Annotated in this window: 25 protein-coding genes; 13 read left to right on the top strand and 12 right to left on the bottom strand. The window is 38.9% G+C overall.

Features of this window, described 5'->3' with window-relative positions; translation table 11 throughout:
• Positions 1–190 precede the first annotated feature (190 nt).
• On the top strand, positions 191–859 hold the full coding sequence (locus HHO41_RS15885; RefSeq protein WP_169100448.1) for a transcriptional regulator: 669 nt from the start codon (positions 191–193) through the stop codon (positions 857–859).
• A gap of 207 nt (positions 860–1,066) precedes the next feature.
• On the opposite strand, the gene HHO41_RS15880 is transcribed toward HHO41_RS15885, so the two are convergent.
• Positions 1,067–1,390 (bottom strand): hypothetical protein, encoded by a 324-nt coding sequence (locus tag HHO41_RS15880; RefSeq protein WP_169100401.1) that lies wholly within the window; start codon positions 1,388–1,390, stop codon positions 1,067–1,069.
• Positions 1,391–1,813: 423 nt separating this feature from the next.
• Between HHO41_RS15880 and HHO41_RS15875 the strand changes: the two genes are divergently transcribed.
• The 6 genes from HHO41_RS15875 to HHO41_RS15850 all read left to right on the top strand — a co-directional run bounded on the left by HHO41_RS15875 (position 1,814) and on the right by HHO41_RS15850 (position 7,420).
• Positions 1,814–2,620 carry an enoyl-CoA hydratase/isomerase family protein gene (locus HHO41_RS15875; protein ID WP_169100399.1) on the top strand — a complete coding sequence of 269 codons (807 nt, stop codon included), beginning with the start codon at positions 1,814–1,816 and terminating at the stop codon, positions 2,618–2,620.
• Positions 2,621–2,824: 204 nt separating this feature from the next.
• Positions 2,825–3,916: an HD-GYP domain-containing protein gene (locus HHO41_RS15870; RefSeq protein WP_169100397.1), complete on the top strand. Its 1,092-nt coding sequence runs from the start codon at positions 2,825–2,827 to the stop codon at positions 3,914–3,916.
• A 224-nt stretch (positions 3,917–4,140) separates the two neighbouring features.
• Complete coding sequence (locus HHO41_RS15865) at positions 4,141–5,034, top strand: putative selenate ABC transporter substrate-binding protein (protein ID WP_169100395.1); 894 nt, start codon at positions 4,141–4,143, stop codon at positions 5,032–5,034.
• Positions 5,035–5,044: 10 nt separating this feature from the next.
• A complete protein-coding gene (gene phnC, locus HHO41_RS15860; protein WP_169100393.1) occupies positions 5,045–5,797 on the top strand; it encodes a phosphonate ABC transporter ATP-binding protein in 753 nt (250 codons plus the stop codon).
• 1 nt (position 5,798) lies between these two features.
• Entirely contained in the window at positions 5,799–6,587 is a 789-nt protein-coding gene (locus tag HHO41_RS15855) for a PhnE/PtxC family ABC transporter permease (RefSeq protein ID WP_169100391.1), read from the top strand.
• Positions 6,584–7,420, top strand: coding sequence for a PhnE/PtxC family ABC transporter permease (locus tag HHO41_RS15850; RefSeq protein WP_169100389.1), 837 nt, complete (start codon positions 6,584–6,586; stop codon positions 7,418–7,420). The genes HHO41_RS15855 and HHO41_RS15850 overlap by 4 nt, the downstream gene beginning before the upstream one ends.
• A gap of 170 nt (positions 7,421–7,590) precedes the next feature.
• On the opposite strand, the gene spoVG is transcribed toward HHO41_RS15850, so the two are convergent.
• The 7 genes from spoVG to HHO41_RS15815 all read right to left on the bottom strand — a co-directional run bounded on the left by spoVG (position 7,591) and on the right by HHO41_RS15815 (position 15,026).
• Positions 7,591–7,851, bottom strand: coding sequence for a septation regulator SpoVG (spoVG, locus tag HHO41_RS15845; protein WP_248278496.1), 261 nt, complete (start codon positions 7,849–7,851; stop codon positions 7,591–7,593).
• A 184-nt stretch (positions 7,852–8,035) separates the two neighbouring features.
• Positions 8,036–8,359 (bottom strand): hypothetical protein, encoded by a 324-nt coding sequence (locus HHO41_RS15840; RefSeq protein ID WP_169100387.1) that lies wholly within the window; start codon positions 8,357–8,359, stop codon positions 8,036–8,038.
• Positions 8,360–8,797: 438 nt separating this feature from the next.
• The gene (locus HHO41_RS15835) at positions 8,798–8,980 is read right to left on the bottom strand and encodes a Fur-regulated basic protein FbpA (RefSeq protein WP_169100385.1); all 183 of its coding nucleotides are present in this window, start codon (positions 8,978–8,980) and stop codon (positions 8,798–8,800) included.
• A gap of 153 nt (positions 8,981–9,133) precedes the next feature.
• Entirely contained in the window at positions 9,134–11,560 is a 2,427-nt protein-coding gene (locus HHO41_RS15830) for a PAS domain S-box protein (protein ID WP_169100383.1), read from the bottom strand.
• Between the two features lie 156 nt (positions 11,561–11,716).
• A complete protein-coding gene (locus HHO41_RS15825; protein ID WP_169100381.1) occupies positions 11,717–11,980 on the bottom strand; it encodes a hypothetical protein in 264 nt (87 codons plus the stop codon).
• A 181-nt stretch (positions 11,981–12,161) separates the two neighbouring features.
• On the bottom strand, positions 12,162–13,265 hold the full coding sequence (locus tag HHO41_RS15820) for a carboxypeptidase-like regulatory domain-containing protein (protein WP_169100379.1): 1,104 nt from the start codon (positions 13,263–13,265) through the stop codon (positions 12,162–12,164).
• A gap of 72 nt (positions 13,266–13,337) precedes the next feature.
• Positions 13,338–15,026, bottom strand: coding sequence for a pyrroloquinoline quinone-dependent dehydrogenase (locus tag HHO41_RS15815; protein ID WP_169100377.1), 1,689 nt, complete (start codon positions 15,024–15,026; stop codon positions 13,338–13,340).
• 173 nt (positions 15,027–15,199) lie between these two features.
• On the opposite strand from HHO41_RS15815, the gene HHO41_RS15810 reads away from it, so the two are divergent.
• The 6 genes from HHO41_RS15810 (at position 15,200) to HHO41_RS15785 (ending at position 19,508) form a co-directional block, all read left to right on the top strand.
• The gene (locus tag HHO41_RS15810; protein ID WP_169100375.1) at positions 15,200–15,631 is read left to right on the top strand and encodes a cupredoxin domain-containing protein; all 432 of its coding nucleotides are present in this window, start codon (positions 15,200–15,202) and stop codon (positions 15,629–15,631) included.
• A gap of 353 nt (positions 15,632–15,984) precedes the next feature.
• Entirely contained in the window at positions 15,985–16,179 is a 195-nt protein-coding gene (thiS, locus tag HHO41_RS15805) for a sulfur carrier protein ThiS (protein ID WP_169100373.1), read from the top strand.
• A 3-nt stretch (positions 16,180–16,182) separates the two neighbouring features.
• Positions 16,183–16,986: a sulfur carrier protein ThiS adenylyltransferase ThiF gene (gene thiF / locus HHO41_RS15800; protein WP_169100371.1), complete on the top strand. Its 804-nt coding sequence runs from the start codon at positions 16,183–16,185 to the stop codon at positions 16,984–16,986.
• Positions 16,987–17,001: 15 nt separating this feature from the next.
• A complete protein-coding gene (locus HHO41_RS15795; protein ID WP_169100368.1) occupies positions 17,002–17,769 on the top strand; it encodes a thiazole synthase in 768 nt (255 codons plus the stop codon).
• 2 nt (positions 17,770–17,771) lie between these two features.
• A complete protein-coding gene (gene thiH / locus HHO41_RS15790; protein ID WP_169100366.1) occupies positions 17,772–18,929 on the top strand; it encodes a 2-iminoacetate synthase ThiH in 1,158 nt (385 codons plus the stop codon).
• A 9-nt stretch (positions 18,930–18,938) separates the two neighbouring features.
• Positions 18,939–19,508: a thiamine phosphate synthase gene (locus tag HHO41_RS15785; RefSeq protein ID WP_211171187.1), complete on the top strand. Its 570-nt coding sequence runs from the start codon at positions 18,939–18,941 to the stop codon at positions 19,506–19,508.
• A 308-nt stretch (positions 19,509–19,816) separates the two neighbouring features.
• Here HHO41_RS15785 and HHO41_RS15780 read toward each other — a convergent pair whose 3' ends face one another.
• The 4 genes from HHO41_RS15780 to HHO41_RS15765 all read right to left on the bottom strand — a co-directional run bounded on the left by HHO41_RS15780 (position 19,817) and on the right by HHO41_RS15765 (position 25,672).
• Positions 19,817–21,616 carry an acyltransferase family protein gene (locus HHO41_RS15780; RefSeq protein WP_169100364.1) on the bottom strand — a complete coding sequence of 600 codons (1,800 nt, stop codon included), beginning with the start codon at positions 21,614–21,616 and terminating at the stop codon, positions 19,817–19,819.
• Between the two features lie 170 nt (positions 21,617–21,786).
• On the bottom strand, positions 21,787–23,061 hold the full coding sequence (locus tag HHO41_RS15775) for a sialidase family protein (protein ID WP_169100362.1): 1,275 nt from the start codon (positions 23,059–23,061) through the stop codon (positions 21,787–21,789).
• 154 nt (positions 23,062–23,215) lie between these two features.
• Positions 23,216–24,742, bottom strand: coding sequence for a phytoene desaturase family protein (locus tag HHO41_RS15770; protein WP_169100360.1), 1,527 nt, complete (start codon positions 24,740–24,742; stop codon positions 23,216–23,218).
• A 54-nt stretch (positions 24,743–24,796) separates the two neighbouring features.
• A complete protein-coding gene (locus tag HHO41_RS15765; protein ID WP_248278495.1) occupies positions 24,797–25,672 on the bottom strand; it encodes a GNAT family N-acetyltransferase in 876 nt (291 codons plus the stop codon).
• Positions 25,673–25,716 lie beyond the last annotated feature (44 nt).

Raw genomic sequence — 25,716 nt, 5'->3', positions numbered from 1 at the left:
AAAAACAACCATATTATTGCTAAATAAAGGATTCAATGTCCATTTACCACGATCAAGCTTTGTTTAAGTGTTGAATAGAGGAACATATGTCCGATAAAAAACACATTACTCCCTCCCAGATACAATCACAATTATTTTCCAGGTTATCAAATTTTTACAATTCATTATCAGAAAGGATTGAAGTAGTATGATAGGAAGATTTGAGCAAAAATACGATGAATGGCTACAATTGCAAATTTCAAAGGAAACTAATCATAGAAGACGTGAAATACTAGAAGGAGGTTTAGGACACGGAACGGTTGAATTTCTTAGGAGGATTTGGTTCCCGGTTGTCGGAAATTTTGAAGGTTTATATCCTGAATGGGAAGTCCGCGACTTCAACAATGGTCATCGTTACCTAGATCTTGCCTACAGGCCCGATGATTCAAAGGGGTGTATTGAAATTCAAGGATATGGACCACATGCGAGAGATCTTGATGTAAGACGTTTTAAGGATTTATGTTGGCGCCAGTCATTATTGGCTCTGGATGGCTGGACCATAATAACTGTTGCATATTTATCTATCAAAGACGAACCTAAACAATGTCAACAACTGATACTTGCTTTTATTGGAAAATTAACCTCAATCGATACTCCTTCGCAATTATCATGGGTCGAAGCAGAAGTATTACGATTTGGACGTAGGCTGCTTCGACCATTTACTCCTCGTGAAATTGCTACTCATCTAAAAATTAGTGACCGTCACGCTAGACGCATTTTACAAAATCTGGTTAATGAAGAAATCCTTAGCGTCGCAAGCGGTAATATTCGCTCCCGAACATACAAACTAAGAAATGACCCAACTTTTATAGGACATTGATTCCGTTATTTTCATTTTTTAGTGTATATATAATTTTTTGCGGACAACAGATTCGCTATTCGCGCGAAAAGATGCAAATTGGCATTCTTTTTAGCCAAATAAGAGCACTCATGTCCACAAAGTTATTAAAATAAGGTTTTTTAATAAAATAAGAGCTTATATGTCCGCAAAAATTATATCGCCCTCCTCAACAGCTCACTTTAATATTCATAGAATCGAATCCAAATAATCACCGTAGCCTTTGAGGATTATTAAACCTTCTTTTTCTAATTCTTTCCAAATTTTTACGTCTAGCGAAAATGGTGATTTTCTTTGTAGAGAATCGACCTCTTCCTCATCAAGTTGCATATGGTAATAACGTTCGCCATTTTTGACATTCAATTTATAGTTTTTAAGTTTTAGTATGTAGACTTGGTAATTTTCGTCCCATTCTTGTAATTGTTGTTCGATATCACTAGCCACTCTAATTAAAAAATCATCAGTACTATAGAACCTTGATACATAGGATCTTTTCCACCCACTGACATTCATGCTCCTGTCTCCCCTTTTTTCTTAGAAATCATTTAGCGCTTCCCTTTTTTCTAATGTCTAAGACTTGCTGTGTTAAGTGGAAATACGATTTTTATTTTTAAAATACCCCAGTAAATATTGATTAACTTATCTATTTAAATTTATTATATCAAAATTTTAAAAATTTTGAATAAAATTTGTCTAGTAGAATTAGCTAATCTAGTAAATAAGGTGTAAATTTTGTTTGAAAGTTTGTAATTTTCTGATAAAATACAAAAAGAAACTATTTTCATACATAGGTTCTAAGATTTGTAATTTTTTAAGTTTAAACCGTGGTTGGACCACATATAGGGTCTCGATTGGTAAGCAATGAGTATCACTTAACTAACGAATGATTGGATTTTTTTAATGATTTTATTAGACACTTATTGAGGAGGCAACATCATGGAAAACAATTTTGTACAACTTACGGTTGAAAATCATGTCGGAATCATTACACTAAACCGCCCAGAAGCTGGTAACTCACTCGATTATCAAATGGCCAAGCAATTAATGAAAGCTGCCGTTTTTTGTTCTGAAAATGAGAATGTTCGAGCGGTCGTTTTAACTGGATCTGGAAATAAGTTTTCAGTTGGCGGCGATCTGAAAAGTTTTGCAAGTCATGGTGATGAAGTTGGTGCTCATTTGAAAATTGTAACAAACTATTTCCACCAAGCTGTTTCCCTTTTTGCTAGAATGAATAAACCGATTATTGCAGCCGTTAATGGCGTTGCAGCCGGTGGCGGAATGAGCTTGGCTTGTGCTTGTGACCTTGTTTATGCGGCAGAAGAGGCTAAATTTGTTACCGCTTACAACAAAATCGCGTTAACCCCTGATGGCTCCGGAAGTTATTTCTTACCACGCCTTGTCGGAATGCGACGTGCACTTGAATTGTTGTATACAAATCGCCCATTAGCCGCGAAGGAAGCTAAAGAATGGGGACTCGTGAATGATGTATTGCCAAGTGAGAAACTTAAACCATTTGCGCTTGATTTAGCTACTAAACTCGCAAATGGTCCAAAGAATTCTTATGGTGCAACGAAAAAGCTTCTCCTCCACTCTCTTCAGGAAACGCTTGAATCGCAAATGGGAATGGAGTCATTAATGATAGCAGAAAGAGCGAGCAGTTCTGAGGGTAAAGAAGGCATAACTGCGTTCTTAGAAAAACGCGAAGCTGACTATGTAAAAAATAATACAGAAGTCCTGAAGTAATTTTTTCTCGAATTGAAACCTTTATCAAAAATATCACCTATCTCAAAAAAACAATTAATATTTTATTGATATACTAAAAAATAATCATGTGATACACCTTTCATGATATTATATTATGAAAGGTGTTTTGTATTTTGATAGATTATCAATCTGAATTACTTTTTACCACAACAAAGATTTGTTTTGTTGAGAGAGGGTGTCAAATTGCGTTTAGTTTCGATCGGGAATTGTTCCCCAGGGATGGTTGTTGGAAAACCCATTTATACAGATCGTGGAATTGTCCTTATTGCTGCAGGAGTATCGCTGACAGATGGGATGATCAATCGTTTAAAACGGAGAAATATATCGGTTTTATATGTACGTGATAAATTTACCGATGATTTAGAAATTGAAGATGGTATCCCAATAGAGCTTCGGGCAGAAGCAAATATACGAATAAAAGAAACCTTTGATGCGTTATTAAAAGGTAATACACGTGATGGGAAGAAAATCCGGCATTTCAACATTGAAAGATTACAAAATGTTCTCGATAGCTTAATAAAAGAAGTACAACGTTCAAAGAATGTTTCCAAATTATTGACTGATGTATACGTTCATGATGATTACACTTACACTCATTGTACGAATGTTACCATTTATTCTTTAGCGATGGCAATGGAACTAAAATTGTCTAGAGGAGAAATAAATATCATCGGTATGGGTGCCATGTTGCATGATATTGGAAAGATCCTCATTCCAAAAGATATTCTCAATAAACCAGGAAGGTTGACACCTGAAGAATTTGATGTGATCAAGACCCATACGGAATTTGGTTGGGAAATTCTCCGTAATGAGCCGTCCGTTTATACCTTATCTGCTAATTGTGCTTATCAACATCATGAGAAGTTAGATGGTACTGGATATCCAAGAGGATTAAAAGGAAATGAAATCTCAACTTACGCTCGTCATTTATCCATAGCTGATGTTTTCGATGCGTTAACTTCTAACAGAGTTTACCGAAAAGCAATGCTCCCACATGAAGCGATGGAAATACTTTATGCAGGAACTTATACTCAATTTGATCCTTTTTATCTCAAAGCCTTCCAAAAAGCTGTTGCTACATACCCTGTCGGTGTCACTGTCACCTTAAGTACGGGAGAAACGGCTGTTGTAACTGAATATCTCTATAGCGTCCCTGACCGTCCAACGGTGCGTGTGATTAAAGATTCAACCGGAAACGAATTGGAAAACCCATATGAATTGGCCCTTTCAAAAGAATTGTCCATTACCATCACCGACTGTGACGCTATCCTATAATCATATTTTAAGAGGTTTCCTTTTAAGGAACCTCTTTTTTACTGCCTCTAAGGTGCCTGTCACGCCCCGAATTTTCTTGTTTCACGGGTATGTTTCACACGCTCTGTGACTACGTATCTATTTTATCGATAGGTTATTGGATTTGTTATCGATTTAATCGTTTGGAATTATTCTAAAATAATATGTATGATGAAGTTCTACAATATTTTTAAGGGGAGTTCATCTTGAAGAAACTACTTACTATTATGTTTAGCATAATGATGATTTTTTTCATTACAGCGTGCTCTGATTCTAAACAAAATGATCAAACAACAAACAACAAAGACAAAGCCGAAGCGGAAATTACAAAGATAAAAATTGGTATGATTCCCGATCAAAATACAGCTGATTTAAACCGTAGTATGGATGATTTTGCGAAAGACCTTGGTGAAAAAACTGGTCTTGAGGTGGAATTCGTTCCATCTGTTGATTATGCAGCCCTTGTCACTGCTTTTGAACGTGGAGAAATTCAACTAGCTTGGTTTGGCGGACTTACCGGTGTTCAAGCAAGAAATCTTGTACCTGAAGCTGAAGCTATCGCCCAAAGACCAATCGACCAGCAATTTAAATCAGTTTTCATCGCAAATAGTGATGTACAAATAAAATCATTAAAAGAATTAAAAGGGAAAACATTCACCTTTGGCAGTGAAAGCTCTACTTCTGGGCATTTGATGCCACGTTATTTCATGACGGAAGCAGGAATTAATCCTGAGAAAGACCTTGATGGAGTTCCTAATTATTCTGGTTCCCACGATAAAACATACAAATTGGTTGAATCTGGTGCCTTCCAAACAGGCGCTCTCAATATTTCTGTTTGGGATGCAGCTGTTAAAGAAGGAAAAGTAGATACTAACAAGGTTAACGTTTTCTATACTACACCTGAGTACTTTGACTATAACTGGACTGTAAACAAAATGGATAAAGAAACCAAAACTAAGATTAAAGATGCGATTCTTTCCATGAAGGCTGGGGATAATGAAGTTATGACCCTTCTTCAAACAGACAAATTTATTGAAGCAAGTAACGATAACTATAAAGCAATTGAAAAGGTTGCAAAACAACTTAAGATAATCAAGTAGGTGACACCAAGTGTCTAGAGAGAAAATAATTGAACTCAATCAAATAATGAAACAATATGAGCGGAAGATAGCCTTATCTTCCCTTTCTTTTGTTGTCGAAAAAGGAGAATTGATTGCCTTAATTGGCCCAAGTGGCGCTGGGAAAACTACCCTGCTTAATATCCTTGGAGCAATTCTACAACCTGATGGTGGTAAAGTGTTGATTGATGGTAAACCGCTACAGCAATATTCCAATCAAAAAGTAAGAGCCAAAAAAATTGGGATTATTCGTCAGCAATTTGATCTCGTTGGTCAACTCGCTGTGATCCACAACGTGCTTGCTGGGCGGCTTGCCCATTGGAGTTTCTTAAAATCTCTATTTTCTCTGTTCGTTCCACAAGAAAAACAAGAAGCATTTAGAGCTCTTGAACGTGTTGGACTATGTGGCAAATTGTATGAGCGCACTTCTACCCTTTCAGGGGGCGAACAACAGCGTGTTGCTCTAGCAAGGCTCTTGATGCAAAAACCCGAAATCATATTAGCTGACGAACCTGTGGCTTCTCTTGATCCAGCCAGGGCTGAAGATATTCTAGATATGCTAACTAGACTTGCATCAGAAGAAAATCAAACAGTCATAGCAAGCCTTCATTCCGTGGAATACGCAAAAAAATATTTTACAAGGTTAATTGCACTAAAAAACGGCCAGATTCTCTTCGATCTTCCAGCAGACCAGGTGACGGACAAACAGCTTCAAGAGCTTTATCAGCTAAAGGAGCTGAATTAAGATGCTCTTTGTTGATTTGCATAAAAGAAAGATTTTAACAGTATTCCTTCTATTGATTTTTACTTGGAGCCTGTTTGCAGTGGAATGGGGGCCGAATTTGTTTCATGCAAAAGGCTTAAGTACAGCCTTAGAAATATTTGCAGCGATTTTCCAACCCGATTTTTCTAAAGAAATCCTTACATTAGCTCTAGAATCAGCTTGGTTAACGCTTGCCTATGCGGTTGCCGGGATGAGCTTAGCAATCGTGCTTGCTCTTGTATTCGGTATTTTAGCATCTGGGGTATTAGCGTCTGGGGAACGTTCTCGAGCGGTGATGAAAGGAACGTTTCGTAGGTTACTAGGTTTTATGCGTGCCGTCCATGAACTTGTCTGGGCCTGGCTTTTTGTAGCTTCATTTGGGTTATCACCTTATGCAGCTGTATTTGCCCTCGCCATTCCATATGGAGGAATCCTGGGTAGGATTTTTGCTGACATGATCAATGATGTTCCAAAAGAGCCAATTCTCGCCCTCGTTGCATCGGGTGCTTCAAGATGGGAATGCCTTGTTTATGGTTATTTTCCAAGTGTGAAGATGAGCATAATCAGCTATACCATGTACCGATTTGAGTGCGCAGTAAGGTCATCTGCAATTATGAGTTTCGTTGGTTTAGGTGGACTGGGTTATCAAATTCAGCTCTCTCTTAATGATTTAAATTACCATGAGGTTTGGACCTTTGTGTTCTTCTTGATTATTATGGTCATCATAATTGACGCTTGGAGCAGTACGCTTAGAAAGAGGATGGCGCAATGAGAAAAAGAAAATTGAGTTTTGTTAGCTTTTCATTCTACCTAACTATCCTTTTAATTGCTTCGTCATGGTATTTTATCATTGGTGTGGAAAAAGCAAACCTCTTGGACGTATTCTCTAAGGATAATTTTCACTATGCAAGTAAGTTTTTTAAGGGAATGCTCGGAATCGGTGAAGATGAAGTAGCATTTATGAATCGGGCTAGTTGGTCGGATGCTTTTAAACTCACCGTTGAGACGCTGCAAATGAGTATTATGGCGATTGGCTTTTCAACAATCGTGATGTTTCTGACAGTTATTCCCGCTGCTCGAAATGTTGCAGATGGGACGCTAACTTTATCCCGGAAATGGTATCGCTGGTTCGTTTTCGGTCTAATTAGAGGACTCTATATTTTCAGCAGAGCTGTGCCTGAACTCGTGTGGGCGATGATTGTCATTTTTATTTTTAAACCAGGGATTCTCCCCGGGGCGATTGCCCTTGCCTTACACAACTTTGGGATTCTTGGTAAATTGTGTGCGGAAGTCATCGAGGATACAGATTCACGTCCTATCCGTAATCTTGCATCAGCTGGTGCTGGACGGGCGCAAATTCTGATATATGGTGTCCTCCCCTCGATTCTGCCGCAATTTCTCACTTACATTCTATATCGATGGGAAGTCATCATGCGGACGACGATTGTCGTTGGATTTGTTGGTGCAGGTGGGCTAGGACAACAATTCAAGCTCAGTATGAGTTTCTTCCACTACACTGAAATAACCTTAATTCTAATTTGCTATATCATCCTAGTCATCATTGCTGACTTTATCTCCGAAAAATCAAGATACTTTGCAAAATAAAAGGGTACCTGGCACGCCCCGAATTTTCTTGTTTCATAAGGTTGTTTCACAGCAACGCGCGCGAAAATCTGATAGTTACTCAAAAAAACCAGATGTGGCCAACGAGCCACACCTGGTTTTTTTCATCTATTAAACGAAAGTATTTATTCCATATATTTAAAACGCTCACTTTAGGAAGCGCCAACTTCCTGAACTTTGGCCTCATCTTCTGCTTCTGCTTCAAGTTCTCCTAATCGATGGTACTCTGCTAAAACAGCATCTTGGATTTTGGCTCGCGCTTCAATATTGATTGGATGAGCAATATCGCGGAAATGTCCATCAGGTGTTCGCTTACTTGGCATTGCTACAAATAAACCATTATTACCGTCAATGACCCGGATATCATGAACAACAAATTCATGTTCAAGTGTAATTGAAGCAATTGCTTTCATTCATCCATCTTGGTTTACCCGATGTAATCTTACATCTGTCACTTCCATCATGTTCTCCACCTTTATGATTAATATGATAACTACCTAAATTGGGAAACAGCCAACTTTTTCAAAAACTACCCTTCTTTTACGCGAGAACCAATCTAGATGCTCTACTAGCGAGACTTTATACCTTTTACAGCAATTAAAGGATTGAATCGAGATAATTACCATGTCCTTTAATGATTTCAAGACCTTGTCGTTCTAATTCTTTCCATATTTTAACATCCAATGAAAATGGTGCTTGCTTTTGTAATTCATCCAGTTCAGCTTCTGTTAGTACAACCTCTAAATACGTTTCACCCTTTTTTACGTTGAACTCATAGTCTGTGAGCTTCATTATGTAGACCTCGTAGTTTTCATCCCATTCCTTAAGCTGCTTTTCAATAACATTGGCTACTTTGATTAAAAATTCTTCATTGTTCATACTTTTTGACATATAAGCTCTGATCCAGCCACTTACATTCATTTCTCCCGTCTCCCCTTTAAAAATGTTTCAATCTCCAATACCCCTTAGTTCTCTCAAACTTTCTCTGACAGCAGAAATGTGTTCTTACATCGGCATGCTATTTAGAAATAGCAAAATTCCCCATATGTTGGTCAAAAATTGTAGAATTTCCTTTTTAACACAACACACTCGATTGCCTGTCTGGTCAGCTTAACCCATTGATTTCCGGGTTTCTTTGACATCATTGAGCCAAGACTGTTTGGCTATTTCTAAATATTTGAATATTTATTCTCTTTTCGAATATATTATATCAAAATTTCAAAAATTATGAATAATAATTTGCTTATAATTTTTTCACAGTTTAGACACATGTATCCAAAATTGTTAATTATTAAAACAAAAAAACAACTCCAAACCAGAGTTGTTAAATGTTGAATATTATTCAAATTGATTTTCAAATTAAATGAATTGGATGGATCCAAATTCACCATGTGGATGATATTGAAGTTTAAATTTATTATACTCGGATTCTAGCTTTAAAAGTGATAGTTCGTAAAGCTGCTTGTCATCTTCTTTATATACATTAAAAAATACTAGTTTATTAATAAGTTTCTGGCGCTTTTTTTCTTTTTTGGCGTTCATATTAAACACTCCTTCTTTCCTCGAATGTGTTTTTCTATTGATTTTATTATAAAACACATAATTCCAATCAGTCAAGTGTGAATTAAAAAATTATCTGATAATTACACAAAAAAATGGACACGAAAAAATTCTCGTGACCAAACTTTTAGATCATTATTCATAATGACAGATACAATTACGCCCACTATGTTTTGCTTGATATACCGCCTTGTCAGCATTAGCAATTAAATCCTCATATGAGGTATACAAAGTCGGAATCATCGTCGCTGTTCCGATGCTGATTGTCACCCAAGGTTGATTTTTTGAACCAGCATGCGGGATTTTTAATCCCTCAATCGCAGTACGAATTTTCTCCCCGACTGTCTTAGCTCCATCCTTACTTGTATCAGGAAGGATAGCACAGAACTCCTCACCGCCATAACGACAAATAAAATCAGAAATACGTCCCAACGTTTCTTGAATGGTACTTGCAATCTGCTTTAAACAGCCATCACCACCTTGGTGACCATAAGTATCGTTATATGCCTTAAAATAATCTATATCAAACATGATGAGCGAAAGCGGAGTCGAGTTACGTAGTGAACGCTTCCATTCAATTTCCAAACGCTCATCAAAAGCTCGTCGATTAGACACTCCGGTCAATCCATCAACAGTAGATAGCTTTTGCAAAATTTCATTTGCCTTTTGGAGCTTTTGTTCAGTCAGTTTACGATTTGTAACATTTCGTGAGACAACAATTAGTTTTTCTTCGCCAGATTTGGGATCGCTTATCAACTTTGTCGCAGATTCCATCCAAACGTACTCGCCATCTTTCCGGCGCAATCTATACGTAGAAGTTGTATATCCTTGCATTCTTACATACGCGTTATCCATTGATATCATTTCACGGTCATTAGGATGTATGAAGAGAAAGGCATCACGCCCGATTAATTCTTCGGCTTCATATTGCAATATTTCCTTACAGGCAGGTGAAGTGTAAAGATACACCCCATTGACATCATGCAGGGAAATCATATCACTTGAATATTCAGCCAACATGCGAAAGCGCTCTTCACTGGCGATCAATTCCGCTTCCGATTCCTTCCGTTTTGTAATGTCATTCAGTGTCCCAATCGTATCGGTTACATCTCCGTGTTCATTCAATGAAACTTTAACAAACACATCGACACAACAATTGCCTCCATCCTTTGTTAGACAGTGAACTTCTTTACCCACGTATTCATTTTTTCCTTTTATCATGGCATTGAATTGATCTTGAAATTGGTTTCGGTCTGTCCCATTAATATATTCATAAAAATGATGACCGAGACTCTCCTCAACCTTATATCCGGTAATATTTTCCCAAGCTGGATTTAGGAATGTAAACCTCCCATTGATATCAGTTTGGAAGATTACCTCTTTTATTTTTTCAATAACAGTCTGATATTGTTCCTTGGATTTGTCGAGCTTACTCTGCATTTCTTTCTTTTTTGAAATATCATGAACGATTACTTGGAACGCAGGTTTATCCATATATTCTATTGGTGTCGCAACCACTTCCACATCAACAACTGTTCCATCAAAGCATAGGTATTTTTCCTCAATCGCCCCAACAGGAATATTACGGTCGAGCTCCTCAATCCGATGTTTCACTATGTCATGATAGTCTGGATGAACATAGTTTATGATTGGTTGTCCCACTAACTGATCCTCAGAGACCGCCTTTAGTAAACTCAGAATTTTTGGGTTTACATAAACGATTTTCCCATCTTGATGAAGCACAATTCCATTTGCCGACGATTCAACCAATGCGCGGTATCGTTGTTCACTTTCCTGCAATTCCTTTTCGATTCGTTTGCGCTGTGTAATATCTGTAAAAATAACTTGTATTTCAGTTCTTTCAAAATAATCAATCGGCATCGAGGAAATTCTGACATCGATTTCTTTACCGCTTACATCAATCAGTTTGATATCAATCGCTTCCAATTGTTCATACGATGAGAGCATTTTCTGAACGCGATCACTAACGATATTAATAAAATCATGATGAATAAACTCATTGATATTTCTTCCAATTAACTCCTTATAACTGGTTGCACCGATTAACTTAACACCTTCTTCATTGACATAGGTTAGCTTTCCTTCGAAATACAAGGCCATTGGCTCAGGTGAGTAACGTGTAATATTTCGATAACGAATTTCACTTTTCTCAAGCTTTTCAATTAGTACTTTTTTTTCGGTGATGTCTTGAATTTGACATATAAAGTATGAAGGATGCTGCTCTTGATTTTTCACAAGTGAAACACTTAATAAGCCCCAGATCATTTGACCGGTTTTATGTAAAAAACGTTTGCTTAACTCGAAGGAATCCATTTCACCATTGATTATTTTTTCAAGGTAAGTAAGGTCCATTTCCAAATCATCAGGATAGGTTACATCCTGAAAGTTCATTTTGATCAAATCTGCTTCAACATATCCCAAAATATCGCACAAAGCAGGGTTAACCTTTAACCAATTGCCTTCTAGTGAAACCAAAGCCATTCCGATTTTAGAAAAATTAAACGCGTCCATAAACAAGCTATCCACAGCTAAATGTTCCATTGTAATTCTTCTCCCGCACATTAAATTCATGTATTATATTATTTTACTATACTTCAATTAGAAGATATCTCTCAAATTTGTCATAAAATTTAAAATGCCTCTGGATTTCTCCAGAAGCATCGTGTTACTAAGGAAATCGGTATTTTGGAGTAAATATTATAAAATAATCGCATAGTGTGGTTTACTATAATGACTTACTCCACCGCTGCCGACGATTACCTCTCCACCCTTTTTAAAGACAAGTAATTTTCGCGTTCCATCGTCAAGCAAAACGACTAACTCTGCTTTATCGCATAATGCAACATAAATAACATAACCAGTCGATGAAAAGGTCGTTTTCCAGTTTTCATCAAACTCGGCTCTTGCAACACGGTTCGAAAATACTTGGTTCTCCACTCTACCGGAATCTGATTCTTTCACTCTCATTCTCCTCCTACTATCATGAAAATTGTTTTCTTGATAATAAGGTATTCGCTTTGTTTCAATTGGAATGGACAAACTAATCAAATATTATTAATTCACTTAGCACAACTGACATGGTTTTAATAGAACAAAAAAAACGGCTCAGGAGTAGCCTGAACCATTAAATCACAGAAAAACATTATTTTTTTGTTGCCTTAATATCGACAGGGTCATATTTTGCAGGTTTTGGTATTTGTGATGAAGATAGTGTGTCACCTGAAGTGATTTCATCCTCATGAAAACCTTGATAATTTAGTTCATAAAATTTAGGATTGTTTTCCCACACGGCTTTTGAAATCGTTAATGTAAATGAACCATCTCGCTTTGGTACGGTAATCGAATAATCCTCATCAGTTTGAACCCCAATTAAGACACCACGATGTAGCGAGCCGGGTTCTGTTGTTGCAATAAGATTCTCTAGGGTATCGTCAATGACGTTTCCTGTTTCAGGTAGGGTAATTTTGATATTTACTCCTACATCATCTGGGAATAAAAAGGCCCTGTTTTCCGGTAATGTATACGTTTTGTTTTTACTCGGAACATAGACGGAAAAATAATGATTTTCATCATCCTCTGGAATGTAATACATCGCAAATACTCCGTTGGCATCACTAGGGTCACTCATAGAAAATCCTTCAACCCCATCGCGGCGAAGATTTACGGTTGCCCCCTCGACTGGATGACCGCTATGGTCTTTAATTGTCCCTGTAACACGATATTTATAGGTTCCAAACTTCGGAAACTTTTCACCTTTATGGAGCTGGGCCTTCCCGTAGACATCAACTAATTCGGAATTTTCCTGATTTGCTTCTACTTTATCTACCTCTATCGGATAGTGGATTACAATCTCATCTTCAAGTGCCAACAGTGATTTTTTCGTTTGCTTATTCAGTTTTTTAGCCTCTACTGTCGCATCCCTCACATCAATCACTTTAATTACGTTTTTCTCAACGATGTTACTATCAACCGTTAACGAAAATTCGCCATTCTCATTCGTTTTCATGATACGTCGTTCAGAGTTTTGAATTTTAGCACCAACAACTGGTTCTCCCTCAACTGTTAATGTTCCTTTAATTTCAACATGGTGGGAACCGTCAGACTTCCATTCAGATACAGCGATATCATGATAATCGAGGGTCATTTTCACATTCCTTGACTGCGAAACTACTTCTTGCTTTGTACCACATGCTGCAAGGAGACCAAAAGTGAGCACTGTTAAGATTAATAATGCGAAGTTTTTCACGATATCCTCCTTAACTCTTTGAATTAGAAAAATAAGGGAGAATCATTAATTCCCCCTTACCTTCTTGTACGATTACTTATGGACACTGCCTGAATCGCCTTCTTTTGCTTTACCTTGCGTTTTGTCCCCGCCTAAAGCAAATACATGAATTTGCGGATTGCGGCCAGCTGATGTAATCATGATATATTGCTTTCCATCTACTTCAAAAACGCTTGGAGCAGCACTAATGCTTTCGCCTGTTGTCTGATGTGTCCATAAAATCTTCCCAGTAGCTGTATCTAAAGCATTGATTTTTCCACTTAATTCACCATAGAAAGTGAGTCCTGTTTTTGTGCTCGTTAAACCACCACGCTGCATTTCAGGTGTGTCAATTTGCCATTTGATTTTACCAGTATTTAAATCTAAAGCAGTGATTGTCCCTATTGCCGGCTCATCAGTTGGTGGTGCATAGGATGTTCCAAATGCATCAGCTCCCATTAAACCGGTTCTTGTTCCGCCTTCTTCTTCATTTTTTGCAGTCTTAATAATCGCACCTTGTTCGATACCAGGTATTAAATCAAGATTTAGTTTAGGGTCAAATGTATTTGGCGCATAGTTTTGTCCACCTAAAATACCTGGGTAAACCTTAACTCCTTCAGGTGTAGGCGTAGGATGGTCTATCTTTTTCGCAAAGGCTACATTCTCGTAAATTGGTGTGCCATCTTTGGCATCGTAGACGAACCACTCTCCACCTTTTGTACCTACTGCAACGACACGGCGCTCTTTACCATCGATTTTTGCAGTATAAACGGATGGTGAGTCTGCAGTATCATAATCCCAGAGGTCATGAGAGGTTTGTTGCTTGGACCATACAAGTTTACCAGTGTCAGCGTTTACAGCAAGGACCGAGTTCGTGTGTGGGTTTTCACCTGGACGTTTTTCACCATAGAAATCAGGAGCCGGATTTCCTGCTGAGAAATAAAGTAGACCTAATTCATCATCGACACTAGGTGGCATCCAGACTGCACCGCCTCCGCCGAACAAGCCTTCAGCAAGCCAAGATTCCCCTTTTGGTGGTACTGTCCAGAAAGGCTCATCCCATGCAGGTGTTAAATCATCTGCATTAAAGGCCATTTCAAAGCCACGTACACCGTTATCTCCACCTGATGAACCAACATAGACTTTTCCATCGTAATAAGTTGGAGCAGTCGTTTCATAATAACCATTTTCTGGTGTTACAGTTGGATAGAAATCTTTTAAATGAATCATTTTAATGGTTTTTCCTGTTTTTTGATCAATCGATACTAAACCAACATCACTTGTAATCATGAATACCTTGCCGTCTGCTACAGCTACGCCACGGTTTGAGCTTGGCATATTCATGCGCGTTGTTGTTTCTTTAATTTCTGCCGGCGGTACCCACTCCCAAATCATATCACCCGTCAATGCATCAAAAGCATAAACATAGTTTCCACTTGTTGAAACGTATGCCACTCCGTCGATGACAACTGGAAAGTTCTGATTTCCGGCAGGTATATCCGGATTAAGATCTTTAAATTTTTTGTTCCACACGAGGCCTAAATCTTTCACGTTGTCTTTGGTAATTTCATCACTAGAAACATGCCGAGTTAGTCCCAAATCAAAGCCAAAAGAAGACCAGTTGCTGTATGAAGGTTCTTTTGTTGTTTCTTTTTGTTCATTCGATGTTTCATCGCTCGAACAGGCACTGATTACTAGTGACGCAGCAAGAAATGCAGATCCAAAAGCCCATTTTCTCTTCATTATTTAGACCCCCCAAATATTTTTTGGAAACGTTTGCAGTTATCTTACCATAGAAGTCTATAAAAATATATGTCCATTTTAGAAAATTTAGAATTTTTAAAAAATATATTGAATGACTGTTCATTTAAAATTATAATAATAGGAAAATAAAGCTAACTTGAGGAGGCATTTACATGCAGAAAAAACTATTAGCGATTATCATGGCAGGTTTTGTTACTTTCGGACTAGCCGGGTGCGGTTCAGGAGATGAGAAAGACTCTACTAAAGAACCGGAGTCGCAAGAAACCACTGCACCATCATCAAATGAAGAATCCTCTTCCGAGAAAGTTGAGGCCACTGGTAATGTGGTAGAAACAACTGTTAATATGACAAATTTCCAATTTGATTTAAAAGAAATCAAGGTTAAAGCTGGCGACACGGTTAAGCTAACAGTTGTAAATGACGTTGGCTCACATGGGATTGCCATCGATGAATTCGATGTGGATGTTAAAGGCGGAGAAACAGTTGAATTTGTCGCAGATCAAAAAGGTGAATACGAGTATTATTGCTCATTAATGTGCGGTACAGGCCACGATACGATGGCTGGTAAATTAATCGTAGAGTAGGATTTAGATTGCTAGTATGAAAATCGCACTTTAAAATATCTAGATTAACGCAGGAGTTACATTTTTTCTGCGTTTGTTTAGTTGTGGTAGTGTTATTATCAAATACCATAATTTGTAAGTGTTGTACACGAATGATTATCTTAGTATAAAAAATACGAATTTTCGGGCACGATTCCATCGCTTTCGTTCCCAAGTTTCTACTTGTAAGCTATTGACGATACCACTCTGCTTTTATATAATTCTAATAAATCTAATAATAAACTGTAGCACAAAATGGGGAACACCACCGAAAGGGTGTTTACTTCGTTTTGTGCTTTTTTATTGGAAAAATTTAGAAAGGGGCTAAAAATAGAATGAAATTAAATGGCGAGATAATCGCATTAGAAAATCAACAAACTTTGTATGATTTTTTAATTAAGCAAAATTACAATCCAAAAACAATTGCTGTAGAACGTAATGGTGAAATCGTTCCAAAATCTACTTATAGCGCTGTTCTGCTAACAGATGAAGATACATTAGAAGTCGTGCAATTTGTTGGAGGTGGTTGATACATGAAAATAACAGTAAATGGAAAGGAACTACAACTTGATTGCCAAACTGCCTTTGAAGTGCGAAAACAAATCGGCATTCCAACTGACATTATCATTTTAAACGGCTTTCAAATCGATCAGGATTGCCGAATAGCAGAAAATGATGTGCTATCAATCATCCAAAAAGGCGTCATGCCAAAACAAGATGAATTAGAAAGTATGATGATGGCAAGACATACGCCTAATGTACATAAGAAAGTTAAACAAGGAAAAGTTGCCATTGCCGGACTTGGCGGGCTCGGTTCAAATATTGCAATCATGCTGGCTAGAATTGGTGTGGGACATCTGTTGCTTGTCGATTTTGACATTGTTGAACCTAGTAATCTCAACAGGCAAAGCTATTATATTAGTCATCTTGGATTGCCGAAAACGATTGCTTTGAAACAGCAAATCGAGCAAATTAATCCATTTATTAAGGTAGACACAAAAACAATCAAAATTACCGAAGAAAATGTGAAAGAGCTTTTCAGCGATTTTGATATTATTTGCGAAGCATTCGATAAGCCAGATCAGAAATCGATGTTGGTGAATACTGCCTTAGAACAGCTACCTCATGTGAAAATCGTCTCTGCATCGGGCATGGCCGGCTTTGACAGCTCGAATTTAATTAAAACAACACGACCAATGAAAAATTTTTACCTATGTGGGGATTTGGAAAATGGAGCAAGAGTTGGCAAAGGTTTGATGGCTCCGCGTGTTTCTATTTGTGCCGGTCATCAGGCCAATATGATTTTACGATTATTGTTAGAAATTGAAGATATTTAGAGAGGATTTTGCAAAATGAATGATCAGTTAGTAATTGGTGGACATGCGTTTCAATCAAGATTTATTTTAGGATCAGGAAAATTTTCATTAGAGATGATGCGGGCCGTTATTGAGCACGGAGAAGCGGAGATGGTGACCCTCGCCCTCCGCCGTGCCAATGCTGGTGGCGAGGAAAATATATTAGAGTACATTCCCGAGAATATTACCCTACTTCCGAATACTTCTGGAGCGAGAAATGCTGAAGAAGCAGTTCGAATCGCCCGCTTATCGCGGGAGCTTGGCTGTGGTGATTTTATCAAATTAGAAGTGATTAGTGAATCCAAATATTTGTTGCCTGATAACTACGAAACGGTCAAAGCGACGGAAATTCTGGCCAACGAAGGTTTTGTAGTCATGCCTTATATGTATCCGGATTTGTACGCTGCAAGAGCATTAGTGAATGCCGGTGCTGCTGCTGTGATGCCACTCGGTGCTCCAATCGGTAGCAATAAAGGACTAAGCACGAAGGATTTCATCCAAATCCTTGTCGATGAAATCAAGCTACCGATTATCGTTGATGCCGGGATTGGCCGACCTTCGCAAGCATGCGAAGCGATGGAAATGGGCGCAGCTGCAGTGATGTGTAACACTGCCATTGCGACAGCAAATGATGTAGCCATGATGGCAAAAGCGTTTAAGCATGCAATTGAAGCCGGTCGTTCCGCTTACCTCGCTGGTTTAGGCCGAGTGTTGGATTTTCAAGCAGAGGCATCTAGTCCTTTGACAGGATTTTTGGAGGATTAATGATGGGATTAAGAAGACGAACCAATCATATGGAATATTTGGATGGAATGGAGATCATCGATTCTGATTTTATGGAAAGAGTCATCACTGCTGCTAAAGAATATGATTATGAAAATTATAATAGTCGAGATGTTGAAACTGCCTTAAGCAAAGATCAGCTTACGCTGGATGATTTTGCAGCGATTCTCTCCCCTGCTGCTATGCCTTATTTGGAAGACATGGCCCGAAAAGCAAAGCTTGAAACGCGGAAGCATTTTGGTAATTCGATATCCCTATTTACACCTTTATATATCGCCAATTATTGTGAAAACGAATGTACTTATTGTGGTTTTGCTGCGACAAATAAAATCATTCGCGGCAATCTTTCCATGGATGAGGCTGAGGCTGAGCTTAAAGCGATTGCTGCTACAGGATTAAAAGAAATTCTGTTGCTTACTGGGGAATCGCGCCATAAGTCACCGGTTCACTATATTGGTGAAACAATCAAACTGGCTACGAAATATTTTTCGACGGTTGGGATTGAAATCTATCCACTAAATGTTGATGAATATGCCTTTTTACACAGTTGTGGTGCTGATTTTGTATCCGTCTATCAGGAAACCTATAATCCCGATAAATATGAACAGGTCCATTTATGGGGTTCAAAACGGATTTTCCCATATCGCTTTCATGCACAGGAGCGTGCAATCTTAGGAGGGATGCGTGGTGTTGCCTTTGGTGCCTTGCTTGGTTTAGATGATTTTCGTAAGGATGCTTTTGCAACGGGATTGCATGCGACGTTAATCCAACAGAAATATCCGCATGCCGAGATTTCATTTTCTACCCCACGCCTACGGCCATATATTAATAATGCAGCAAATAATCCAAAAGACGTGCACGAAAAGCAGCTATTACAAGTCATGCTAGCATATCGATTGTTAATGCCGTTTGCCGGGATTACGATTTCGACCCGGGAACGCGCAAACTTCCGTGACAATGTAATCGGCTTAGTCGCGACGAAAATGTCGGCCGGAGTGAATGTTGGCGTTGGTGGTCACGATGAGGAACAGAAAGGCGATCAACAATTTGAGATTTCTGATGAGCGCAGTGTTAAAGAGGTTCACGATGTGATTGTAGCAAGAGGCTTGCAGCCGGTTTATACAGATTATCTCAGAGTTTAGGAGACTATTATGAAGCTCATTGCGATAACGAATCGAAAGCTTTGTCAGGGAGATTTTTTGTCCAGGATTGAGTGGCTAGCTAAAGCTCGTCCGACTGCTATCATGCTCAGGGAAAAAGATTTGAGTTTGGAAGATTACGAGGCTTTGGCTTTGAAGGTAAGCGACATTTGCAGGGAGAACTCAGTCCCGCTCATTATCAATCAAAACCTGGCTGTTGCAAAAAAACTAAAGCTTGCTAACATTCATTTGTCGATGGTGGATTTTCGCAAAAATAAGGACGAGTTAGTGGCCTTCACAAACATTGGTGCCTCTGTTCATTCAGTGAGTGAAGCTATTGAGGCTGAAGCGCTTGGGGCTACTTACTTAGTCGCTGGACATATCTTTTCAACGGATAGTAAAAAGGGCGTTCCACCTAGAGGTCTTGGCTTTCTTAAAGAAGTTTGTGGTGCTGTATCCATCCCCGTGTTTGCGATTGGTGGAATCAAGGAAACGAACATCAACGAAGTCCTTGCTGTTGGCGCTAGTGGTGCGTGCATCATGTCAAGTGCAATGACATCGGATTCACTTCCAGCATTCTAAGTTTGGCACCGTTAGGGTTGAATGTTGTTTTCACCTTGTTTGTAAAATAGACGGACAAATTCCGCTTAAATAGGGAAATAGCCATATTTCCTTGAATTTAAGCGGAGTTTTTCCGGTTAAATCGTTCAAATCTAAGAATTTTGTCCATTTTAGAGCAGATAGACGGAAAAACTCCGCTTATTTGGGCGTTTTAAGATTCCCTAACATACAATAGACGGAAATTCTCCGCCTATGAAGTCTCACCCTCCCTACACGAAAATCAATAAAGGAATTAGGGTCCGCTCATTTTAGCTAACCCTAATTCCTCTTTATTTTTCAATGACTGCAAATACCTCATTTGCCAGCACCTGAGCACCTGTTGTTGAGGGGTGCACACCATCTGGTGCAAAGTAACTCGGTTGGTTGGCACTGAGTGTGTACCAGTCGACCAGATTCGTTTGCGGCGTACTAAACACAAATTTTGCGAGTGTTTGATTGACCTCAGACTCCCATGGTCTTGGCACTCGTGTGTTGATAAAGATTACCTGTTTTGGAGTACCAAGTGCTTGATAAAGGGACTGCAACTGCTCCATCGTAAACGGACCATTGGTACCCAATTGAATGATAATTACATTTCCAAGGTTCCCATTTGACTTCATCACAGAAACTTCCGGAATCGCTTGTATCAGTTGCCTGCCGACTTTTCCGTCAACGATAATGCCAGGGATTAGCTGTTTTAAATAAGGTTCCAAATTGATCATCACGGAATCTCCGATTGCGGTTACTTTAATTTCGGCTGGAGTTTGTTCAGGTGCTGGATTTGATGTTGGATCTGTATTGGGGGTAGTTTGTTCGGTTTGAGGTTCGGGTGTTGGTTCGGCTGTTGGTTCAGTATTTGCTGTAGCATTGGGAGCGGGTGTTGTCGGAATTGGTTTTATGATTTCCTCCTTAGTCGGACTAAAGGCAGCAATTGAATCATGTTCTGTTTTTTGAATTGGTAACATCAAGAAGATAATACCTATTAAAATGGCAACTGAGCTTTTTACCATCACCGGCCGAGACAATTTACCATGGCGAATCGGGTTTTCAATCCAGCGATACGAAATTGCTGCTAATCCAATCGTCACTAATACTTGTAAAATCAAGCGCGTCCAGTGAATTCCATCTACATAATTTACCGGATTGCTTAGGACAATAACGGGAAAATGCCACAGATAAATGCCGTATGAACGTTCTCCTAACCACTTCAAAGGCTTCCATGCGAAGATTTTCCCGAGTACGCTCGTTGGTTGAACCATCACCCCGATTAATATCGCCGTGATGAGCGAAATGAGGACGAGTCCACCTCGAAACAAAAACGAGTTATACTCATTCATTCCAAAAATAAAACCTAACAAACTAATTAAACAGACTGTTCCTAGACAATCCAACAGTATTTGGTTTCTTTTAGACATTGACTCTTTAAGCTTATGACTTGGATATAAAAATGCCAAGCCACAACCGATTAATAAAGCAAACGCTCTCGTATCAGTCCCAAAATAAACGCGACTGGGGTCTACGCCTGGTTTATAAAGCCAAGCCATCAGACAGGCTGACACAATGGCTAAGATTAATGAAAATCCTAACAGCCATTTGGAATTCGATTTCCAGCGCAATCCGAGCCACAGCAGCAATGGAAATAATAAATAAAATTGCTCTTCTACGGCTAAGGACCATAAATGCTCAAACGGTGAGGGCGGGCCAAAGCTTTGAAAATATGAAACATCGTGAAAAATATACCACCAATTGCTAACATATAAGACTGCAGCCAGACTGTCCGCACGGATGACGGGAAGTTGCTGTTGATTTTTTAAATAAGACCAAACAATCACCGCAATCAGCATCGTAAATAAAGCCGGCAAGAGTCGCTTTGCTCGGCGAATCCAAAAATCCTTAAAATCCAAGCGTTGATGCTGTTCCCATTGTCGCAGCAAAATCCCGGTTATTAAATATCCAGATAGTACAAAGAAGATTCCCACACCCAATAATCCACCGGGTGCCCAAGCGTAATTAAGATGATAAAGTATCACCACTGCTACAGCAAGAGTTCGAAGGCCATCTAGCCCGTCTATGTATTGATTACGCTGCAACTCATCTCCCCCTTTGGTTCATTTTATGATGGGGCATGATGGACAAAGTACAAAAAAATTAGTTAAACTTTTGCTTTTCAGTCGTGTTTGATTTTTAAAAAAATATCAAAACACTAAAAAGTCCCATCCTTTTTGAGATGAGACAGTTGTTGACTGTAATTTAAAACACACTAATGTTTTGGACCTTTACGCTTTCGTGAAGACTGCACTTCGATGAAAATATCTTGGTTTCCAGTTCTAAAATCAGTCCAAACAGCTACTAGTCCCTCTGAAGGGTTAATTGCGGCAAAAATGTAGTCACCCATAAATTGTGTGTTTCCTGGATTAGAGGATTGGGTTGTAATTCGTTTGTTGTTACGGAATGATTTGCCACCGTTTGATGACTCTGATACGAAAACATCCAATAGATTGGTTCCAGCGACCCTATTTGAATAGTAAATGACTTTCACTGTTCCTTTCGAAAGGGTAACAACTGGAAACGGCCAAAAGTTTTGTGTGTTTTCTGGATTTCTACTATCTACTCTTACAGGGGTTGTCCAATTTACCCCGTTATCGGAATGGGAGGCGAGAATATGAGAGTTACCTGTTGAATAATCCTGCCACACAGCATATACCCGACCTTTGAAACGACCTTTAGAGGTATCTACAGCAAGGTAAGCATTGCTAGAGGCTCTGAATTGCCAAGTGGGGACATTAGCGTTTAAGGTAAAAGGAGTTGCAGCAAATTGACTGACGGTAACAATTGGACCAAATGTCACTCCACCGTCATTAGAACGTCGAATTCTAAAGAATGCTACATTGCCGTTATTGAATTGTTGACGTTCAAGCCAAGCGACATAGACTTCACCTCTTGGACCCACTTGGAGATTAGAGCCCTGAACGAAGGTATTACCAGCTGTTACAGCACTGATTGGGATTGGTGCCGACCAAGTTACTCCACCATTTGTCGAGTTTTGAAACAAAATTTGCGAACCATTTGCCGTAAATTGAGTGTAACTAATATAGGCTCGACCTCTAAAGCGACTCTTTCTGGAAATATCAATAGCTGACCAGTTTTTATCGTTAATTTCAGCAGCGCCTGCTCCTCGATTTACGATAATTGGTGCAGAGAAGGTTTGTCCATTATTTGTAGATCGGTAGACCACAGTCGTTGTGTCAATGCCATTACCAGCAGCGTCTCTATTAAAAACAACACCTGATACTAGAAAGAAATTGTCACCTCCATAGTTCACAACACCATCTGCACCTTCAGTGAATCCTGCTGGTAGTGGTAGAATAGTGTTTGTCCATGTTTTCCCCTTGTCTGTAGAACGGTACAATCCTGTCCGGCTAGGACCTAGTCGAAAGTCATTTGCAGTTGCGATAATGGTATTTGGATTTTGCAAATTAACGGCCACACTAGGTTCATCTTGCGCGGCATTATTAGGAGTTACTCTAATATTCAATAACTATCATACTTCCTTTCCTATTATTTTTGTTCACTAATATAAGTATGATAGTTAAGAGATTCCGGCTGTGCTTTAGTATAAAAAGCATAAAAAAGGCGACCTTCATTTTTGAAGTATCACCTTTAGATTTTCTTGCATCTTTTTCCTCATGTTAAGCTGTATGAAAAAACTCAGTAAATTCCTGCTTCAAATCGATTCCTTCATCTTTCAATATTTCTTTTGCAAGATAATAGCCACTGGCCATCACTCCAGCAACACCAAAACCAGGAAATACCCATTGCCCCACCAAAAATAAGTTTTTTATATCTGTTCTTTGTTTTAAGTACTTTCCGTACTCCTTTTCTTCGACGGACCATCCCATGAAGGAACCATGATAATTATTCGTATATCTCTCGTATGTCAGTGGAGTAGATAATTCATTAAAGACAACTGCTTTCGCAAATTCATTTCCTAAATGATTGATGATTCTATTTAGCACTGTCATCTCCACTCTTTTCTTCAATGCCAAATAATCATCACTACGCTTCGGACCTACGTCTGTTTTCCAGTCATCGCCATAGTTGTATGTAAGTGGGATTAATGCCACAAGTGGTCGATACCGATCTCCGTCCCGCTTTGGATAAATGTTGATGACAATCGGAGCTGTTTCTTCCGAATATTCTTCCGGCTGCTTCTGATAATCCTTACTTCCAGCAATGCTAATACATTCGACATTGCCAAAATCATAACGAGCGTCATCCACTGCGATAAATAGCGCACATACAGAAGGAAAAATCTTTTTTGCCTCGAGGGCGTGCTGCATTTTTTTTACACTTTCTTCTTCTGACTCGATCCAGTTATAGGTATACTGTGGCGATGCATTACTAATGACTTTTCCATAATATTCTTTGCCTGCTTTTGTTCTGACTCCATAGGCGCTGCCATCCTTAACAAGAATTTCGGCAACTTCCGCATTCAGATGAAGTTCGCCACCCATTTGTTTCAGGCTTGTAACTGCAGCAGTAGGGATTGCCTGCATCCCTGCTTTTGGATATTCATTGTTACTGAATACCCCCCACTGATAGGCAAACGCCATAAACACCATCGGGTACGGACAATAGGAATATATCACTGATTTTAATTCGTCGGAGTCGGTAAGTTTGTCGAGGATTTTTTTGGCATCTTTATTTCCATATTTCATGAATGTCGGCATTCGCCTTCTTGATTTTAGACCAAAACGAATCAGCTCGAGCAAATTCATATCATACGGTGGCTCGGGTGCTTCCGTTCCCGAAAACATTTCTGCATTAATTTTTTCGATAATCTGAAAAAGCCTCTCTATATCAGCTTCATTTTCTGGAAATTCTCGGATAAAATCTTCCTTGATTCTGCCATGTCTGAATACATGCTTTTGTCCATCAATAAAGCAAGTCATATCGCCTCGGCATGAAATTGTCTCAATCGGTGGCGCACCCCAAAACTCCATAAACTGGGGAATCGTTTGTTTTTCTTTTAATTCATAAAGACCATGGATCCCCAAATCAAAATGAACCCCTTTTCTCGCAAACGATGTCACTAGTCCCCCTGGAATATTATGCTTTTCTAAAACTAATACTTTCTTATGATATTTAGCTAGAAAGTTTGCAACACTTAGACCACCCATTCCTGCGCCAATGATAATAAAATCATACTTTTCCATCGGATCCTCCACCTTTTTATACCGATTAGAATGTATATTTATGACGATAGCTCATTAATCTTGATACAGATAATAGTCCTGCGAATGGTAGGATTTAAAGCCACAAGATTCATAAAGTTTAAGGGCATGGATATTTTTTGCTTCCACCTCAAGGAAAATTGGCAACCCCTTTTGACTTTCTGTGATTACCACATTGGTTAACGCTTTGCGGCCAATCCCCTTGCCCTGTAGTTCTGGGAAAACAGCAAAACCAAAAATCCACGTTTCTCCATTCATTTCAGACACACGCATTTTCCCGACAATTTTCCCGTCTTCTTCAATGATGTATCTTTGGTCACTACTTTCTTTACTAATCATTTCCTGAAACACCCTGGCATCCGCCTCACTCTCGCCAAAAGCAGTGATACCAAGCTGAACTTCTGCCTCCCAATCGTCCTGTGAAACTGAAGGTCTGATCAAAACGGTGGTATCGGGTGTCAATTCGGTTGGCTGCCATTGCATTTGATACTCTGCAACCGAAAATGTACAAGGAATCGATTGTAAAAATGCTTTTGCCGTTTGTGAATCGGTTGGTGCGTTGAGCAAAATGGTAGAAACATGGTGCTTCTTCGCTTCATTTATTGCCGAATTAAGCAAATTAGTAAAGATTCCTTGGCGACGGTACTCAGGATGCACCATCCCACAAAGTTCAATCTTACTGCCAAATCCATAGCTACCTAAAAAGCCGACTAGTTTGCCAGAATCTAGATCATAATGAAAAAAATCCTCCTTGCGATCACCCACTCGGTTTTCCAGCATATCAAAATTCAACTTAAGCTGAAATCCCCCAGCATTCTCGCAAATCTCTTGGAGTTCCTTAATATCATTTAATTCGTGAATTGTTAGCAAATCGTTATTCCCCCAATCAATCATCATTTCAACATTATTCAAAAATAACTCTTATAAATTACTATTGCAGAATTATCATGAAATGT

The sequence above is a fragment of the Bacillus sp. DNRA2 genome, assembly GCF_012843265.1.
Classification (GTDB): domain Bacteria; phylum Bacillota; class Bacilli; order Bacillales; family Cytobacillaceae; genus Bacillus_BU.
This window is presented reverse-complemented; position numbering and strand designations above follow the sequence as displayed.

What these genes read in the sequence shown, in the direction of transcription:
- thiH (WP_169100366.1), top strand. Translation starts at nt 17,772, where the DNA reads ATGGGATTAAGAAGACGAACCAATCATATGGAATATTTGGATGGAATG.
- HHO41_RS15835 (WP_169100385.1), bottom strand. Translation starts at nt 8,980, where the DNA reads ATGAACGCCAAAAAAGAAAAAAAGCGCCAGAAACTTATTAATAAACTA.
- thiF (WP_169100371.1), top strand. Translation starts at nt 16,183, where the DNA reads ATGAAAATAACAGTAAATGGAAAGGAACTACAACTTGATTGCCAAACT.
- HHO41_RS15855 (WP_169100391.1), top strand. Translation starts at nt 5,799, where the DNA reads ATGCTCTTTGTTGATTTGCATAAAAGAAAGATTTTAACAGTATTCCTT.
- HHO41_RS15850 (WP_169100389.1), top strand. Translation starts at nt 6,584, where the DNA reads ATGAGAAAAAGAAAATTGAGTTTTGTTAGCTTTTCATTCTACCTAACT.
- HHO41_RS15815 (WP_169100377.1), bottom strand. Translation starts at nt 15,026, where the DNA reads ATGAAGAGAAAATGGGCTTTTGGATCTGCATTTCTTGCTGCGTCACTA.
- HHO41_RS15770 (WP_169100360.1), bottom strand. Translation starts at nt 24,742, where the DNA reads ATGGAAAAGTATGATTTTATTATCATTGGCGCAGGAATGGGTGGTCTA.
- HHO41_RS15880 (WP_169100401.1), bottom strand. Translation starts at nt 1,390, where the DNA reads ATGAATGTCAGTGGGTGGAAAAGATCCTATGTATCAAGGTTCTATAGT.
- HHO41_RS15795 (WP_169100368.1), top strand. Translation starts at nt 17,002, where the DNA reads ATGAATGATCAGTTAGTAATTGGTGGACATGCGTTTCAATCAAGATTT.
- HHO41_RS15840 (WP_169100387.1), bottom strand. Translation starts at nt 8,359, where the DNA reads ATGAATGTAAGTGGCTGGATCAGAGCTTATATGTCAAAAAGTATGAAC.
- spoVG (WP_248278496.1), bottom strand. Translation starts at nt 7,851, where the DNA reads ATGAAAGCAATTGCTTCAATTACACTTGAACATGAATTTGTTGTTCAT.
- HHO41_RS15810 (WP_169100375.1), top strand. Translation starts at nt 15,200, where the DNA reads ATGCAGAAAAAACTATTAGCGATTATCATGGCAGGTTTTGTTACTTTC.
- thiS (WP_169100373.1), top strand. Translation starts at nt 15,985, where the DNA reads ATGAAATTAAATGGCGAGATAATCGCATTAGAAAATCAACAAACTTTG.
- HHO41_RS15875 (WP_169100399.1), top strand. Translation starts at nt 1,814, where the DNA reads ATGGAAAACAATTTTGTACAACTTACGGTTGAAAATCATGTCGGAATC.
- HHO41_RS15785 (WP_211171187.1), top strand. Translation starts at nt 18,939, where the DNA reads ATGAAGCTCATTGCGATAACGAATCGAAAGCTTTGTCAGGGAGATTTT.
- HHO41_RS15830 (WP_169100383.1), bottom strand. Translation starts at nt 11,560, where the DNA reads ATGGAACATTTAGCTGTGGATAGCTTGTTTATGGACGCGTTTAATTTT.